Below are 16,396 nucleotides of genomic sequence, written 5' to 3' on the forward strand. Positions count from 1 at the left end.
CCCATAAAACAGACGGATCTCTGGACAGTACGCCTCTTCCCCCGTAAAACGGGATCTCGTTTATGCCAAGGAACAGCCCCGGCACAGGCCGCCGCGGGCTTTCGCGCCCGCAGTATTAAAGCGCCTGTAGTGTGAAAGTGTGCCGCCATGAAGACGACCAACGATATTCGCACCACGTTTCTGGATTACTTCGCCCGCAACGGTCACGAAGCTATTGAATCCAGTCCGCTGGTTCCGCGCAATGACCCGACGCTGATGTTCACCAACGCCGGGATGGTGCAGTTCAAGAACGTCTTCACCGGGCAGGAACACCGCCCCTACTCCCGCGCCACAACATCGCAGAAATGCGTGCGTGCCGGGGGCAAGCACAACGACCTGGATAACGTCGGCTACACCGCACGTCACCACACCTTCTTTGAAATGCTGGGGAACTTCTCCTTCGGTGACTATTTCAAGGATGACGCCATTGCCTTTGCCTGGAACCTGATCACCAAGGAATTCGGCCTGCCGAAGGACAAGCTGCTGGTCACGGTCCATTCCAGTGACGAAGACGCCGCCGGGATCTGGAAAAAGGTGGCTGGCCTATCCGACGACCGCATCATCCGCATTCCGACCAGCGACAACTTCTGGATGATGGGGGAAACCGGCCCCTGTGGCCCGTGTTCGGAAATCTTCTTCGATCACGGCGACAAGGTGTGGGGCGGCCCGCCGGGCAGCGCCGAGCAGGACGGCGACCGCTTCATCGAAATCTGGAACCTCGTGTTCATGCAGTATGAACAGGTTGATGCCAACACCCGCATCAGCCTGCCCAAGCCGTCGATCGACACCGGCATGGGGCTGGAACGTCTGGCCGCCGTGCTGCAGGGCCAGCACGACAACTACGACATCGACCTGATGCGCGGCCTGATCGAAGCCATCGCCGATGCCGCCAGCACCGATCCGAACGGCCCGCACAAGGTCAGCCACCGCGTGATCGCCGACCACCTGCGGTCAACCTGCTTCCTGATCGCTGACGGCGTGCTGCCGTCCAACGAAGGCCGTGGCTATGTGCTGCGCCGCATCATGCGCCGTGCCATGCGCCATGCGCATATGATGGGCTGTCAGGACCCGCTGATGTACAAGCTGGTCCCGGCGCTGGTGCGCCGCATGGGGCAGGCCTTCCCGGAACTGGAGCGGGCGCAGGCCCTGATCACCGAAACCCTGAAGCTGGAAGAAACCCGCTTCAAGCAGATGCTGGAACGCGGCCTGCGCCTGCTCGACGGCGAAAAGTCGAAGCTGGTCAGCGGCGGCACCCTGCCGGGCGAAGTCGCCTTCACCCTGTATGACACCTATGGCTTCCCGCTGGACCTGACGCAGGATGCCCTGCGCGGCGAAGGCTATGCCGTCGACACCGACGGCTTCAACAGCGCGATGGAAGAAGCCCGCGCCAAGGCCCGCAAATCGTGGGCCGGGTCGGGCGAAGCCGCCACCGAAAAGGTGTGGTTTGAGCTGCGCGAACAGGTCGGCGCCACCGAATTCCTCGGTTATTCCACCGAAACCGCTGAAGGTCAGGTGGTGGCGATGGTCGTTGATGGCCAGCCGGTGCAGTCTGCCGAAAAGGGCCAGACTGTCGCCCTAATCGTCAACCAGACCCCGTTCTATGGTGAATCCGGTGGCCAGACCGGTGACCGTGGCACCATCACCGTCTCTGACGGCAAAGGCCATGTCACCATCACCGACACCCAGAAGAAGCTGGGCGATCTGGTGGTGCACATCGGCACTGTCGCTGATGGCAGTGTCCATGTCGGGGCCGCCGCTTTCCTGAATGTCGATGGCGCCTACCGCGCTGCCGTGCGGGCCAATCACTCCGCCACTCACCTGCTGCATGCCGCCCTGCGCACTAAGCTGGGCGAGCATGTGACCCAGAAGGGCTCGCTGGTGGATGCCGAGCGTCTGCGCTTTGACATCTCCCACCCCAAGGCAATCACCGCTGAGGAACTGGCGGCGGTCGAAGTGGCTGTGAATGCCGAAATCCGCGCCAACGTTGAGGTCGCCACCAAGCTGATGGACCCGGAATCGGCGATTAAAGCCGGGGCGATGGCGCTGTTTGGCGAAAAGTACGGCGATGAAGTGCGCGTGGTCACCATGGGCGGCTTCTCGACCGAACTCTGCGGCGGGACTCACGTGCGCCGGACCGGTGATATCGGCCTGCTGAAGGTCGTTTCTGAAAGTGCGGTCGCCTCCGGCGTGCGCCGTATCGAAGCGGTGACCGGCGCCGGGGCGCTGGCCTGGGTTGCCGAGCGCGACAGCCATCTGCTGCGCGCAACCGATGCCCTGAAGGCCCAGCCGTCGGAGCTGGCCGACCGCATCACCGCCCTGATGGACGAAAAGCGCAGGCTGGAAAAAGACCTGGAAGACGCACGCAAGAAGCTGGCTCTGGGCGGGGCAGGCGGCGGCTCGTCGGAAAAGACGGTCAATGGCATCACCTACGCCCCGCGCCTGCTGGATGGAGTGCCTGCCCGCGACCTGAAGCCGATTGCCGATGAGCTGATCAAGCAGCTTGGCTCTGCCGTCATCGCGCTGGTGTCGGTGGTTGAAGGCAAGGCCAATCTGGTGGTCGCCGTCACCGCTGACCTGAAGGACCGCTTCAGCGCGGTTGATCTGGTCCGCGCCGGGTCGGAAGCGGTCGGCGGCAAGGGCGGCGGTGGCCGTCCCGACATGGCACAGGCCGGTGGCCCGGATGGTGACAAGGCGCAGGCCGCGCTGGATGCTATTGAAGCCAAACTGGCCTGACGAAAACCCTGACGGCGGCGCATCCCGCAGGACGCCGCCCGAAGGTTTGCCTGCTCAGTCAAAACCCCCGCCGGATCCCTCTGGCGGGGGTTTTTCTGTCTGAGAAGCCGGGGTGCGGTATCGGTGCTTATCCCCGGGTCAACGTCCGGCGGACGGCATCCTGCCACCCGGCATACTTACGGGTCCGCAGGCTCTCTTCCATCGTCGGGGTGAAGCGGCGGTCCAGAGCCCATGTGGCGGCAAATCCTTCCTGATCCGGATAAACCCCGGCCTGCATGCCAGCCAGCCACGCGGCCCCCAGCGCCGTGGTTTCCGGCACCCTCGGGCGGTCCACCGGGGCCCCGAGGATGTCGGCGAGAAACTGCATGGTCCAGTCTGAAGCCGTCATGCCACCGTCAACCCGCAGCACGGTCTCCCCGGCACTGGCAGCAGCAGCAGCCCAGTCGCCCTTCATCGCCTCCAGCAGGTCACGGGTCTGATACCCGACGCTTTCCAGTGCCGCCCGGGCCAGTTCTGCCGGGCCGGTGCCCCGGGTCAGACCATAGATCGCCCCCCGGGCATCGGCATCCCAATGCGGTGTACCAAGGCCGGTGAAGGCAGGGACCATGTAGACACTCTGGGCCGGATCCGCCTGCTCGGCCAGCGGCTGGGTCTCTGCGGCCGACCGGATGATCTGCAGGCCATCCCGCAGCCACTGTACCACCGCCCCGGCGACGAAGATCGACCCTTCCAGCGCATAGGCAGGCTTGCCTTTCAACTGATAGGCCACAGTGGTCAGCAGGCGGTTCTGCGACCGCACCGGGGTTTCCCCCACATTCAGCAGGGCAAAGCAGCCGGTGCCATAGGTTGACTTCATCATCCCCGGCTTGAAGCAGGCCTGCCCGACGGTGGCCGCCTGCTGATCACCGGCATTGCCAAGAATGGGGATGCTGCGACCGCCGAACAGATCGGGACGGGTGACACCGAAGTCCGCCGCACTGTCTTTGACCTCCGGCAGCATCGATGCCGGAATGTTCAGCAGCTTCAGCAGATCTTCATCCCAACATCCACGGCGGATGTCATACAGCATGGTGCGGGACGCATTGGTGGCATCGGTGGCATGGACAGCGCCGCCGGTCATCCGCCAGATCAGCCAGCTATCCACCGTACCGAACATCAGCTTTCCGGCCTCGGCCTTTGCCCGTGCCCCCTCGACAGAGTCGAGGATCCAGGCAATTTTGGTCCCGGAGAAATAGGGGTCCAGCAGAAGGCCGGTCTTCTCCGTCACCATCGGTTCATGCCCTTCCGCCTTCAGGCGGGAGCAGAAATCAGCGGTCCGGCGGTCCTGCCAGACGATGGCATTATAGATGGCCTTGCCGGTGTCGCGGTCCCACACCACGGTCGTTTCGCGCTGGTTGGTCACGCCGATGGCTGCGATCTGATCCGGCAGAGCCCCTGCCCGTTCCAGCGCCGAACGGCAAACCGCTGCTGTCGAAGACCACAGATCTTCCGGATCGTGTTCCACCCAGCCCGAATTGGGGAAATGCTGCGCAAACTCCTCCTGCCCGACAGCAACCACACGCAACGCCTGATCAAACAGAATGGCGCGGCTGGACGTGGTGCCCTGATCGATCGAGAGAACGTAAGTGGTCATTGCACAGGTTCCTTCCCCTTCAACGTCCGTTCCCGGACTGTCCGGCAGGAGCATAACGTACTCTCTGCCCGGTTCTGAATTCATAAACACGCCACGGACGCCGGGCCCGCTGTATGTCAAAAAACTGCCGGATCACCGTTGCGATCCGCCAGGGTCCTGTAAAAAACCGCCGGATCACCGTTGCGATCCGCCAGGGTCCTGTAAAAAACCGCCGGATCACCGTTGCGATCCGCCAGAGTCCTGTAAAAAACCGCCGGATCGCCGTTGCGATCCGCCAGGGTCCTGTAAAAAACCGCCGGATCACCGTTGCGATCCGCCAGGGTCCTGTAAAAAACCGCCGGATCACCGTTGCGATCCGGCGGCAAGTCCGCTCAGTGACTGCGGGGGCGGGAAACGCCAGTCTCAGCCCCCATACCGCCGTCCACGAAAAACCAAGGCCGGATCGGAACCCGGCCCTTGCTTCGCATCAGGAGGGGTGGGATCAGCAACACGGCACCGGAAATCCCCGGTGCCGTGCGCCTGTCCCGGTATCAGCCCGTCTTCCGCCCGCAAAACAGCCGGAGGGCGGGCCGGTTCTGCCCCTGCCGGGGCCATCCGGCAGGGGCAAAAGCCTTAGTTCTTCTTCACAGCTTCCCAGCTTTTGATCAGCTGATCATAGTCAACCGTTTCCGGCTTCGACTTTTCGTTGGCCAGCGGGCCCTTCGGAGCGCCCGGCTGGTCGAACCAGTACTGCTTGTCCTTCTTCTCGTTCAGCTTCGGGCCGCAGTCACCCTGCACCCCGGCCTTCTCGAGACGGCCCAGCACCTTATCCTGCTCTTCCGCCAGGGCATCCATCGCCTGCTGCGGGGTCTTGGCACCCGAGGCAGCATCGCCGATGTTCTGCCACCACAGCTGCGCCAGCTTCGGATAGTCCGGCACGTTGGTGCCGGTCGGGGTCCACTGCAGACGGGCCGGGGAACGGTAGAACTCGATCAGACCACCCAGCTTGGGGGCGCGTTCGGTGAAGGACTTGTCCCAGATGTCACTTTCACGCACGAAGGTCAGGCCGACATGGCTCTTCTTCAGCGACACGGTCTTGGCGTTGACAAACTGGGCATACAGCCAGGCAGCCTTGGCACGGTCAACCGGAGTGGACTTCAGCAGAGTCCAGGCACCGGCATCCTGATAGCCAAGCTTCTGGCCTTCTTCCCAATAAGCGCCATGCGGCGACGGGGCCATGCGCCACTTCGGCGAGCCGTCCTTGTTCACCACCGGCAGACCGTCCTTCACCATGTCAGCGGTGAACGCGGTGTACCAGAAGATCTGCTGGGCGACGTTGCCCTGCGCCGGAACCGGACCGGATTCCGAGAAGGTCATGCCAGCGGCAGCCGGCGGGGCATACTTCTTCAGCCACTCCAGATACTTGGTGATGGAATAGACAGCCGCCGGACCGTTGGTGTCACCGCCACGCTCGACCGAAGAGCCGACCGGACGGCACCCGGCAACGCGGATACCCCATTCATCAACCGGCTTACCGTTCGGCAGGCCCTTGTCACCGGCACCAGCCATCGACAGCCACGCATCGGTGAAGCGCCAGCCGAGCGACGGGTCCTTCTTGCCGTAGTCCATGTGGCCATAGACTTTCTCGCCGTTGATTTCCTTCACGTCGTTGGTGAAGAAATCAGCGATGTCCTCATAGGCCGACCAGTTGACCGGCACGCCGAGGTCATAACCATACTTGGCCTTAAACTTCGCCTTGATATCCGGGTTGGTGAACCAGTCGTACCGGAACCAGTACAGGTTCGCGAACTGCTGGTCCGGCAGCTGATAAATCTTGCCATCCGGGCCGGTGGTGAAGGACAGACCGATAAAGTCCTTCAGGTCCAGATCCGGGTTGGTGACATCCTTACCGTCGCCCTTCATGAAGTCGGACAGGGCAACAGTCTGGTTGTAGCGGTAGTGGGTTCCGATCAGGTCGGAATCGTTGACATAGGCGTCATAGATGTTCTTGCCGGACTGCATCTGGGTCTGCAGCTTTTCGACCACATCGCCTTCGCCGATCAGGTCATGGCGAACCTTGATCCCGGTGATTTCGGTGAAGGCCTTGGCCAGCACCTTGGCTTCGTATTCATGGGTGGTCAGCGTTTCCGAGACCACGTTGATTTCCATGCCCTTGAACGGGGCGGCAGCCTGAATGAACCACTCCATTTCCTTCAGCTGCGCGTCTTTCGACAGCGTCGACGGCTGGAATTCGCTGTCCACCCACTTTTTGGCTTCTTCCACACCGGCAAAGGCCGGGGCAGACAGGCCGGTCATCAGCGCAATGGCGGCAACCGTGGTCTTAATACCCGATTTCATGCAAGTCCTCCCATGACTTTCAATGTCTCAGTTCCTTGTTGGACTGATACGGGCGGGGAATTCGGGATCCCCGCTCCGTCCTTCAACCGGCGCTTACACCCAGCGGAACACCGCAGCGGCATACACGACGGAAACAATGCTGGCAGCCCACAGCGGATCACCGATCAACCCGAGCCAGCCAAGATGAATAAAGGCACTGCCCAGCAGCGACACGAACAGACGGTCGCCGGGGGTGGTTTCAAAGCGCAGAATGCCCATACGCGGTGCCTGCGGGGCGACGACCGCCCACACGGTCATACCGACAAGGGTGATACCGATGCAGCCGAAGAACGCGGCGGTCTGCCAGGTCCAGGCCATCCAGTCGAGAGCCATGTTGATATCCTCCTTAAGACCGTCAGACCCGGCCGAGGGCAAAGCCCTTGGCGATGTAATTGCGCACGAAGTAGATGACGAGCGCACCCGGAACGATCGTCAGGATCCCGGCAGCGGCCAGCACCCCCCAGTCAAGGCCGGAGGCAGAAACCGTGCGGGTCATCGCCGCCGAAATCGGCTTGGCATCGACCGAGGTCAGGGTCCGGGCCAGCAGCAGCTCCACCCACGAGAACATGAAGCAGAAGAACGCCGCCACCCCGATGCCACTGGCAATCAGCGGCGTGAAGATCTTGATGAAGAACTTCGGGAAGGAATAGCCGTCAATATAGGCGGTCTCGTCGATTTCCTTCGGCACGCCGGACATGAACCCTTCCAGAATCCACACCGCCAGCGGCACGTTAAACAGACAGTGGGCCAGCGCCACCGCAATGTGGGTATCAAACAGCCCGACCGAGCTGTAGAGCTGAAAGAACGGCAGCGCGAACACGGCGGGCGGGGCCATCCGGTTGGTCAGCAGCCAGAAGAACAGATGGCTGTCACCAAGAAAGCGGTAGCGCGAGAACGCATAGGCGGCGGGCAGCGCAACGGCGATCGAGATCACCGTGTTGAGACCCACATAAATCATCGAGTTGATGTAGCCGGAATACCAGCTGGAATCGGTGAAGATCACCATGTAGTTGGCAAACGTCAGATTGTGCGGCCACAGCGAGAAGGTCGAGAGGATTTCCTCATTCGTCTTCAGGCTCATATTCAGCAGCCAGTAAATCGGCACCAGCAGGAACAGCAGGTAAAGGGCCATGCCGACGGTGCGGGCGTTGATCCGGGACGAACCGGACTGAACGGCGGTGGACATCAGCGGCCCTCCCCTTTCCCATAGTTGGTCATCACGGTGTAGAACACCCACGACAGCAGCAGGATGATCAGGAAGTAAATGATCGAGAATGCCGCAGCCGGACCAAGGTCAAACTGCCCCAGTGCCATCTTCACAAGGTCGATCGACAGCAGGGTGGTGGAGTTGCCGGGGCCGCCACCGGTGACCACGAAGGGCTCGGTGTAAATCATGAAGCTGTCCATGAACCGCAGCAGCACGGCAATCAGCAGCACGCGGTTCATCTTCGGCAGTTCAATATACCGGAATATTTTCCAGCGGCTGGCCCCGTCAATCTTGGCAGCCTGATAATAAGCATCCGGGATTGACTGCAGACCGGCAAAGCACAGCAGGGCCACCAGCGAGGTCCAGTGCCACACATCCATCACCACAATGGTGATCCACGCATGGGCGGCGTTCTGGGTATAGTTGTAATCAATCCCCAGCGCCGCCATGGTCGCCCCGAGCAGGCCGATATCGACGCGCCCGAAGATCTGCCAGATGGTGCCGACCACGTTCCAGGGAATCAGCAGCGGCAGGGCCATCAGCACCAGACAGAACGAGGACCACACCCCACGCTTGGGGATGCACAGCGACACCGCAATCCCCAGCGGGATCTGAATCGCCAGAATGACGCCGGAGAAGATAAACTGACGGATCAGGGCATCGTGCAGACGCTCAGAGGTCAGAACCTCCTCAAACCACTGCAGACCGGCCCAGAAAAACTGGTTATTGCCGAATGTATCCTGCACCGAGTAGTTGACCACGGTCATCAGCGGCAGCACCGCCGAAAACGCCACCAGCAGAACCACCGGCAGCACCATGAACCAGGCCTTGTTGTTAAAGGTCTTTTCCATCACGCCGCCTTCCCTTCGACAATCCAGCTGTCGGCATAGACGTTGATCCGCGACGGATCGAACACCACCCGGTTCAGACGGTCGCCAATGCTGGCCCCTTCCGGAGCGATGATATTCACTTCCCGACCGAAGAAATCAGCGCGGACAATCTTCAGGCGACCGACATCTTCCACCCGGCGCACCTGAACCGGCAGGCCGTCCGGGCCATCGGTCAGGGTCAGGAATTCGGGGCGGCAGCCGATTTCGACAGTCTTGGCGGCTTCCAGCCCGCTGTAGTGACGGGCCAGCGGAATCTGACAGCCTTCCAGATAGGCGACCGATCCATCGACTTTCGCGGGCAGAACGTTCATACCCGGCGAGCCGATGAAATAGCCGACGAAAGTATGGGCCGGGCGTTCAAACAGATCCGCCGGGGTGCCCATCTGCACCACTTCGCCGTCATACATCACCACCACCTTATCAGCGAAGGTCAGGGCCTCCGTCTGATCGTGCGTGACATAAATCATGGTGTGGCCGAATTCGCGGTGCAGGGCCTTCAGCTGGGTCCGCAGCTCCCACTTCATATGCGGGTCGATCACGGTCAGCGGCTCGTCGAACAGAATCGCCGAGACGTCCTCGCGCACCATCCCCCGACCGAGGGAAATCTTCTGCTTGGCATCAGCGGTCAGGCCCTGTGCCTTCTTGCCCAGCACGTCGGTCATGCCCAGCATACGGGCAATATCGCGAACCCGGGCATCAACCAGATGCGCCTCCGTCCCACGGTTGCGCAGCGGAAAGGCCAGATTGTCGTACACCGTCATGGTGTCATACACGACCGGGAACTGGAACACCTGCGCGATGTTGCGCTGTTCGGTCGGCAGCCGGGTGACATCGACCTCACCGAACAGAACCTTGCCCTGAGACGGGATCAGCAGGCCGGAAATGATGTTCAGCAGGGTGGTCTTGCCGCAGCCCGACGGGCCGAGCAGGGCGTAGGCGCCACCGTCATCCCAGACGTGATCCATCTGCTTCAGCGCAAAATCGCTGCGGCTCTGCGGATTGGGGCGGTAGGCATGCGCCAGATTGGACAGGGTAATCTTTGCCATCGGGGTCTCTCCGCTCCTCAGGCCGCGGCGGCGTAGGCGGCAGCAGCCACCAGCGCACCGTCAGTGCCGAACACGTAAACGTGCTGCGGCTCGACAAACACTTCGATCGCCGACCCGATTTCCAGATCGCGCACGCCGTGACGCAGGGCGACCCAGCGGTCATCCCCGTGATCGGCATGGACGAAGGTTTCAGACCCGGTGATTTCCGTCACCGCGACACGGACGCGGAAGCTTAAAGCCTCCCCCGCCGGGGGATTGAGGCGGACGTGGTTGGGACGGAACCCGGCGGTGTACCGGCCATCCGGCAGCGCCGCCAGAGATCCGGCGGCAACCGTGCTCTGGCCTTCACCGAACAGCAGGCGGTTGCCTGCCTTGGCAACGGCGATAAAGTTCATCGGCGGATCAGAGAACACCCGCGCCGTGGTCATCGTGCCGGGCTGGCGGTACACCACCGGGGTCGGGCCGAACTGCGTGACCCGGCCTTCCCACAGGGTGGCGGTATTGCCCCCCAGCAGCAGGGCCTCATGCGGTTCGGTGGTGGCATAAACGAAAATCGCGCCGGACTCTTCGAAGATCTTCGGGATCTCGACCCGCAGTTCCTCACGCAGCTTATAATCCAGATTGGCCAGCGGCTCGTCCATCAGGACCAGATCGGCCCCTTTGACCAGAGCGCGGGCCAGAGCGGTGCGCTGCTGCTGGCCGCCGGACAGTTCCAGCGGCTTGCGGTCCAGCAGATGGCCCAGCTTCATCAGGGCCGCCGCTTCCTTGACCTTACGGTCAATGGTGGCGGTATCGACCTTCTTCAGACGCATCGGCGAGGCAATGTTGTCATAGACACTGAGGGCCGGGTAATTGATGAACTGCTGGTACACCATCGCCACGTTGCGATCCTGCACCCGCACCCCGGTCACATCCTTGCCGTCCCACAGCACCCGGCCGGAAGACGGCTTGTCTAACCCGGCCATCAGGCGCATCAGGGTGGTTTTGCCCGACAGCGTCGGACCGAGCAGCACGTTGAGACTCCCCCGTTCCAGTGTCATTGACACCGGGTGGATATGAGTCTCACGCCCTGACGTTTTTGTGACGTTCTCCAGCGTAAGGGTCATTGGCCCCTGTTCCTTATGATTTATTTGGTAGCGGACGTTTCTTCAGCAGAACCGGTACAAATGGTGACACACCTATTCAGCAGCCGGGGAAACCACCCCACGGTTGGTCCGCATCCACAGATCAAGACGGGCGATCTGCTCCGCCGTCATCCGCAGGCCCAGCTTGGACCGGCGCCAGACGATATCGGCGGCTTCGCGCGCCCATTCCTTCTTCATCAGGTATACCACTTCCCGCTCGGTCAGAGTGGCCCCGAACTGTTCCCCCATATCCGCGACAGACGCCGCATCCCCCAGCAGTTGACGGGCGCGGGTGCCATAGGCACGGACCAGACGGCGGGCCCAGACATCATCCAGGAACGGGTAATCTTTCTTAAGCGCCGCAATCAGGGACCACACATCGGTCGGGGAGAAATCCCCACCGGGGAAGACCGCTTTATCAGTCCACGGGCCGCGTTTGCCGGGGAAGTAGGGGATCAGCTTTTCCAGCGCTGATTCCGCCAGCTTCCGGAAGGTGGTGATCTTGCCACCGAAGATGCTCAGCAGCGGGGCGGCACCATTGGCGTCCTCCAGCTTCAGCACATAGTCGCGGGTGGCGGCCTGCGCGGCGGAAGCCCCGTCATCATACAGCGGGCGAACGCCGGAATAGGTCCAGACCACATCCTCACGGCGGACCGGACGCCTGAAGTATTCCGACGCGGCATCGCAGAGGTACTGCGCTTCCTCTTCGGTACAGTGCACGGCAGCCGGATCACCCTTGTGATCGTGATCGGTGGTGCCGATCAGGGTGAAATCATGCTCGTAAGGAATAGCGAACACGATACGCCCATCGGGATTCTGGAAAATATAAGCCCGGTCATGTTCGAAGATCTTCGGAACGACCACATGGCTGCCCCGGACCATCCGGATACGGGCCGGAACAGTCGCCTTGACCTTGGTGGTCAGCACGTCTTCCACCCACGGGCCGGCAGCATTGACGATCGCCCGGGCACGGATGCTCTTCGACAGCCCGGTATCGGCATCAGTAACCGACACCAGCCACAGACCATCCTCACGCTGGGCCCCGGTGCAGCGGGTACGGGTCTCAATCACCGCGCCGCGTTCCACCGCGTCCATCGCATTCATCACCACCAGCCGGGCATCTTCCACCCAGCAGTCAGAATACTCGAATCCCTTGCGGTATCCATCCCGCAGCGGCGCACCGGCGGCATCATGCCGCAGATCAAGGCCACGGGTCCCCGGCAACAGCTTACGCCCGCCGAGGTTGTCATACAAAAACAGACCAAGGCGCAGCAGCCACGCCGGACGCAGCCCCTTGACGTGCGGCAGCACAAAGCGCAGCGGCCAGATGATATGCGGCGCGGCATTCAGCAGCACTTCACGTTCAATCAGGGCTTCGCGCACAAGACGGAACTCATAGTATTCCAGATAGCGCAGACCGCCATGGATCAGCTTGGTACTGGCGGAAGAGGTTGCCTGCGCCAGATCGCCCTGCTCGCACAGATACACCGAAAGGCCACGCCCGACGGCATCGCGCGCAATGCCGCAGCCATTGATACCGCCCCCGATGATCGCCAGATCGTAGATCGCCTGATCCGTCATGTTCTTCCCACCAACCGGTCTTGTCTAACCGGGCCCGAATGACCCGCTGCTATGCTGTGCGTGGTTCGCCAGTTAGTGAGATTGAGCGGGATTGACGCATTATGGTCAAGGAAATTTTCGTAAAAGTTCAATTTTGGACGATGAAACGTTCATATTTCGCACATGCACACAACATTTACGCACACGCAGAATAACCTCCAAAACCGGACAGAAGACATAAATATGATAAAAATCAGATCACTACAGAGAAATCCATGATGTTTCGCTCTGTCGCCACGCGCTTACCGGAAGACGCACATTCACGAAACTGTCACAAAAATGAAACATTCACTCGACTCGCCACTTGACCATCTGCGCAACCGAATTATTCTTTTGAACGAAACGCCGCGATGACAGCCGGAGAACAGGGGAAAACAATATCCCCCCCTGTCGGCTGACCATAACGAAACCGGCAAAACCCCCGGAGAGAGACCCGCCCCATGCCCCTGTCCTTCCGTCAGCAGGAAATCATGGATGCCGCCCGCGATGCCGGGCGGGTTCTGGTCGATGAACTGGCCGAACAGTTCAAGGTAACACCGCAGACCATCCGCCGTGATCTGAATGAGTTGTGTGACCGCGGCATGCTTGCCCGCGTGCATGGTGGTGCGGTTCTCGCCTCCGGCATCGAAAACGTCGGCTATGAAGCCCGGCGGATCATTGCCGCAGATGAAAAAACCGAAATCGGCCGTCTGTGCGCTGCCGAAATTCCGAACAATGCGTCGCTGTTCATGAATATCGGCACCACCACCGAAGCGGTGGCCCGGGCCCTGCTGAATCACCGCAACCTGCTGGTGATCACCAACAACCTGAATGTCGCTAACACCCTGATACAGAATCCGTCCTGCGAGGTGATTGTCGCCGGTGGCCTTCTGCGCCGTTCCGACGGCGGCCTGATCGGTGAGGCTACCGCCGATTTCGTCAAAAAGTTCAAAGTGGACTATGCGGTGATCGGCGCGTCGGCGATTGATGAAGACGGTGCCCTGCTCGATTACGATTACCGCGAGGTCCGGGTCGCGCAGGCGATCATTGAAAATGCCCGCAAAACCTATCTGGTCGCCGACAAAACCAAGCTGTCGCGGTCCGCTCCGGTGCGGATCGGTCATTTCTCGCAGATCACCGCCTTCTTCACGGACGAAATGATCTCCCCCAAGCTGACGCAGGCCTGTACCCAGCACGGCGTGGACGTTTTTTCTCTGACCGGACAGCCCCCGCGCCCCACTTACAGCGAGATCTGACCCCTTCCCCCCAACCAGCAACACCGGCGCAAGGCATTGACTTTGCGCCGGTTTTTCATTTCAGCCCTGCCCCGCACCCCTCATTTGCACCAAAAACGCAATTGCAAATCATTTGCACTTGCATTCGAGGGAGAAGCTGCGTATAACAGGGTCATCGACGCCACGATGGGCGGCTGCGGATCGGCAAACAGCCCGCAACACCCCTCCGGCAACGGATGCATGGCACTGGCCGGTAGCGATCAGCCCTTCCCTCTCTCGGGGCTTTAATTGCTATCACGCCGCAGCCGCCCACGTGGCCGTCGGTAACCCTGCTTATCTCTCTCTCCTTTAATCCTCAAATCCCTCTCCTCATTCCTTCCCTTATACCGGAAGGTTTCCCCAGAACCTTCCGGCCCCCATTCCGCCCGCCCCGGCATACCGGGCCCGGGCACTCCGTTCGGTGATGCGGTCCTCTCTCCCGTATCCCGAGACAGCGCGGTGCGTCCCGCAGGGCAACCGCCTTACTCTTACCCCCGCTGCCACGCAGCCGCCGTCATCCGCCCGGGCCTGGAGGGACTGACGAAACGGCAGACTGGCGCGGGGGTATTTTTTTTCAGCGCCGCCGGCCTGCCGCAAGAGTATGCGCCCGGACCGGACCGACGTAGGCCGCCAGAATCGCTTCCCAGGTGCCATCCGCCTGCATGGTGGCAAACGCCTGCTGAAGACGCTTCTGCAGGGCCTCTGCCTCCGGCAAGGCCAGACTGGCCGCCAGATAACTGTCAAAGGTCTGCAGCGGCCTGCCGCTTTTCAGCATCTCTGGATCATACCCCGCTGACCGCCATGCATGCAGGGCCCGCAGCTCGATTTCATACCACGCCACCGCCCGCCCGCTTTGCAGCAGCCGCACCGCCTGCTGTGGATCGTTGACCGGGATCACCTGTCCCGCCCCACAGAGAGAGGCCGCTTCCTCTGCCCGTGGGGTCCCGGCCAACGCCACCACCAGACCATCGGCACAGGCTTCTGACAGGGTGTCATAGCCCCGGGTGCGACTGACCAAAACATAGGGGGTGGAAACCACCCGGACCAACCAGCGGAATTCTTCCTCCCGCGCCGGGGTGCGGGCCAGATTCATGATTATCCCGCCTGCTCCGGCTTTCAGCTCAGCCTGCGCCCGCCGCCACGGGGTCAGGATCAGGGTGTAAGGGACACCCGCCCGCCGGAGCATCTCCTCCGTCGCCTCACGGAACAGACCGGGGGCATCATCCGGGCCAACAAACGGCCCCTGATGATCATCGCCATAGAGAAAAAGGTCCTGCGCCGCTGCAGGCAAAAAGAACCCCCCTGCCAGCAAAGGCAGGAGGACACAGACAACGGCCATTCGCCGGATCAACCCTCGGATTGCGGTGCGCGGCTGCGCCGGCTGTCTCATCACGCCCCCCGTCCATCACGCGACCGCGCCAGCATGTCAGCCCTTCCCCTGCCGCGATCAGACAGCAGCCGGTGCCCCTTGTTTATGAGTACAGCACAGCGCCGCCACCAGTCTTACTTTGATGACGCCGAATAGCGGAGGTCAATAGCCTGCCAGCTGCCATCTTCCCGCATTGACATCATCGCCTGCTCCAGCCCAAGGCTAATCTGCTCAGCCCCTTGCAGGCTATGCCCGCCAGCCAGATACCCGGAAACCCGTCGAACCATGACGAAAGACGGACGGATGACCGGAGCCAGCTCGGCCCAGGTCCGCCGGATCCCGGTATCAGTATCATACCATGCGATCACGCGGTTGGAGATCAGCATCCGGCCGGCCTGCTCAGGGTCATTGACCTGTACGATGTTGCGGTCAGGCCCGACCGCCTGCAATTCGGTGACCCGTGGCGTGCCCCGCACCGCAACCACCGGCCCGGCCTGCAAAGCAGTTTCCAGAGACGTCACATCGCTGCGGGTGGTGGCGATCCCGTAATCAACCTCTCCGGTTTTCACCAGCCAGCGATATTCGCCCTCCCGCTCGGGTGTCCGGGCGATATTCAGGATAATACCGTCAGGGTCAGACTTCACCAACGCCTGTGCCCGGCTCCATGCGGTGCATTCAATCCGCACCGCATATCCGGCCCGGCGAAACATCTCGGTAGCCTTCTCCGTCAGCGCCCCCGGACGCCCTGCCTCATCATTGCATACGACCGGGGCCTGCTTATCGCCGCCATACAGGGTGAGTGTCCGCTGCTCCGCAGCGGCTGGAAACCCTGACAACAAAGCCACAAACAAACCGACACAAAAACCACAAACCCTCAACACACCGACACCATGAGCGACATCATCTCCTGAATCAAAGCCAGCCCGCCCTGATGGATATACGTTTACACCTGAAAGAATGCAGGAGAAATCTTATTTCCACCCTTAGTGTAAGAACATGCAGCTTTATGCAATTACCCCCGGGTCAGAACCGGCCCCCGGACATGCAAAACGCCCCGCAGTTTCCTGCGGGGCGTCGCACAGCGGGGATCTGCCGTAGCCTGTATA

Annotated in this window: 13 protein-coding genes; 2 read left to right on the plus strand and 11 right to left on the minus strand. The window is 61.4% G+C overall.

The window, feature by feature from the left end; translation table 11 throughout:
• Positions 1–147 precede the first annotated feature (147 nt).
• Positions 148–2,772, plus strand: coding sequence for an alanine--tRNA ligase (gene alaS / locus G365_RS0109175; RefSeq protein ID WP_019645226.1), 2,625 nt, complete (start codon positions 148–150; stop codon positions 2,770–2,772).
• A 127-nt stretch (positions 2,773–2,899) separates the two neighbouring features.
• On the opposite strand, the gene glpK is transcribed toward alaS, so the two are convergent.
• From glpK to glpD, 9 genes are all read right to left on the minus strand, one after another.
• Positions 2,900–4,405, minus strand: a complete 1,506-nt coding sequence (gene glpK / locus G365_RS0109180; protein WP_019645227.1) for a glycerol kinase GlpK — start codon at positions 4,403–4,405, stop codon at positions 2,900–2,902.
• Positions 4,406–4,521: 116 nt separating this feature from the next.
• Positions 4,522–4,770 carry a hypothetical protein gene (locus G365_RS0109185; protein ID WP_019645228.1) on the minus strand — a complete coding sequence of 83 codons (249 nt, stop codon included), beginning with the start codon at positions 4,768–4,770 and terminating at the stop codon, positions 4,522–4,524.
• Between the two features lie 247 nt (positions 4,771–5,017).
• The gene (locus tag G365_RS0109190; protein ID WP_019645229.1) at positions 5,018–6,742 is read right to left on the minus strand and encodes an ABC transporter substrate-binding protein; all 1,725 of its coding nucleotides are present in this window, start codon (positions 6,740–6,742) and stop codon (positions 5,018–5,020) included.
• A gap of 93 nt (positions 6,743–6,835) precedes the next feature.
• Positions 6,836–7,114: a DUF2160 domain-containing protein gene (locus tag G365_RS0109195; protein WP_019645230.1), complete on the minus strand. Its 279-nt coding sequence runs from the start codon at positions 7,112–7,114 to the stop codon at positions 6,836–6,838.
• Between the two features lie 22 nt (positions 7,115–7,136).
• On the minus strand, positions 7,137–7,967 hold the full coding sequence (locus G365_RS0109200) for a carbohydrate ABC transporter permease (RefSeq protein ID WP_019645231.1): 831 nt from the start codon (positions 7,965–7,967) through the stop codon (positions 7,137–7,139).
• Positions 7,967–8,839: a carbohydrate ABC transporter permease gene (locus G365_RS0109205; RefSeq protein ID WP_019645232.1), complete on the minus strand. Its 873-nt coding sequence runs from the start codon at positions 8,837–8,839 to the stop codon at positions 7,967–7,969. The genes G365_RS0109200 and G365_RS0109205 overlap by 1 nt, the downstream gene beginning before the upstream one ends.
• Complete coding sequence (locus G365_RS0109210; protein ID WP_019645233.1) at positions 8,839–9,924, minus strand: ABC transporter ATP-binding protein; 1,086 nt, start codon at positions 9,922–9,924, stop codon at positions 8,839–8,841. Before G365_RS0109210 ends, G365_RS0109205 begins: the two co-directional genes overlap by 1 nt.
• Positions 9,925–9,941: 17 nt before the next feature.
• Positions 9,942–11,030 (minus strand): ABC transporter ATP-binding protein, encoded by a 1,089-nt coding sequence (locus G365_RS0109215; RefSeq protein WP_019645234.1) that lies wholly within the window; start codon positions 11,028–11,030, stop codon positions 9,942–9,944.
• A 72-nt stretch (positions 11,031–11,102) separates the two neighbouring features.
• Entirely contained in the window at positions 11,103–12,629 is a 1,527-nt protein-coding gene (glpD, locus tag G365_RS0109220; RefSeq protein WP_019645235.1) for a glycerol-3-phosphate dehydrogenase, read from the minus strand.
• A 479-nt stretch (positions 12,630–13,108) separates the two neighbouring features.
• Here glpD and G365_RS20915 point away from each other — a divergent pair, with 479 nt between their 5' ends.
• Complete coding sequence (locus G365_RS20915; RefSeq protein WP_019645236.1) at positions 13,109–13,903, plus strand: DeoR/GlpR family DNA-binding transcription regulator; 795 nt, start codon at positions 13,109–13,111, stop codon at positions 13,901–13,903.
• Positions 13,904–14,495: 592 nt separating this feature from the next.
• Here G365_RS20915 and G365_RS0109230 read toward each other — a convergent pair.
• Both G365_RS0109230 and G365_RS0109235 read right to left on the minus strand, forming a co-directional pair.
• Positions 14,496–15,212 (minus strand): substrate-binding periplasmic protein, encoded by a 717-nt coding sequence (locus G365_RS0109230; RefSeq protein WP_019645237.1) that lies wholly within the window; start codon positions 15,210–15,212, stop codon positions 14,496–14,498.
• Positions 15,213–15,424: 212 nt separating this feature from the next.
• A complete protein-coding gene (locus G365_RS0109235; protein WP_407635439.1) occupies positions 15,425–16,000 on the minus strand; it encodes a substrate-binding periplasmic protein in 576 nt (191 codons plus the stop codon).
• Positions 16,001–16,396 lie beyond the last annotated feature (396 nt).

This window comes from Novispirillum itersonii subsp. itersonii ATCC 12639 (assembly GCF_000381985.1).
GTDB classification, from domain to species: Bacteria; Pseudomonadota; Alphaproteobacteria; order Rhodospirillales; family Rhodospirillaceae; genus Novispirillum; species Novispirillum itersonii.

Excerpts from the sequence above, each read along its gene's own strand:
- G365_RS0109190 (WP_019645229.1), bottom strand. The coding sequence starts at position 6,742 with ATGAAATCGGGTATTAAGACCACGGTTGCCGCCATTGCGCTGATGACC.
- glpK (WP_019645227.1), bottom strand. The coding sequence starts at position 4,405 with ATGACCACTTACGTTCTCTCGATCGATCAGGGCACCACGTCCAGCCGC.
- glpD (WP_019645235.1), bottom strand. The coding sequence starts at position 12,629 with ATGACGGATCAGGCGATCTACGATCTGGCGATCATCGGGGGCGGTATC.
- G365_RS0109215 (WP_019645234.1), bottom strand. The coding sequence starts at position 11,030 with ATGACCCTTACGCTGGAGAACGTCACAAAAACGTCAGGGCGTGAGACT.
- G365_RS0109210 (WP_019645233.1), bottom strand. The coding sequence starts at position 9,924 with ATGGCAAAGATTACCCTGTCCAATCTGGCGCATGCCTACCGCCCCAAT.
- alaS (WP_019645226.1), top strand. The coding sequence starts at position 148 with ATGAAGACGACCAACGATATTCGCACCACGTTTCTGGATTACTTCGCC.
- G365_RS0109235 (WP_407635439.1), bottom strand. The coding sequence starts at position 16,000 with ATGTTTCGCCGGGCCGGATATGCGGTGCGGATTGAATGCACCGCATGG.
- G365_RS0109205 (WP_019645232.1), bottom strand. The coding sequence starts at position 8,839 with ATGGAAAAGACCTTTAACAACAAGGCCTGGTTCATGGTGCTGCCGGTG.
- G365_RS0109200 (WP_019645231.1), bottom strand. The coding sequence starts at position 7,967 with ATGTCCACCGCCGTTCAGTCCGGTTCGTCCCGGATCAACGCCCGCACC.
- G365_RS20915 (WP_019645236.1), top strand. The coding sequence starts at position 13,109 with ATGCCCCTGTCCTTCCGTCAGCAGGAAATCATGGATGCCGCCCGCGAT.
- G365_RS0109195 (WP_019645230.1), bottom strand. The coding sequence starts at position 7,114 with ATGGCTCTCGACTGGATGGCCTGGACCTGGCAGACCGCCGCGTTCTTC.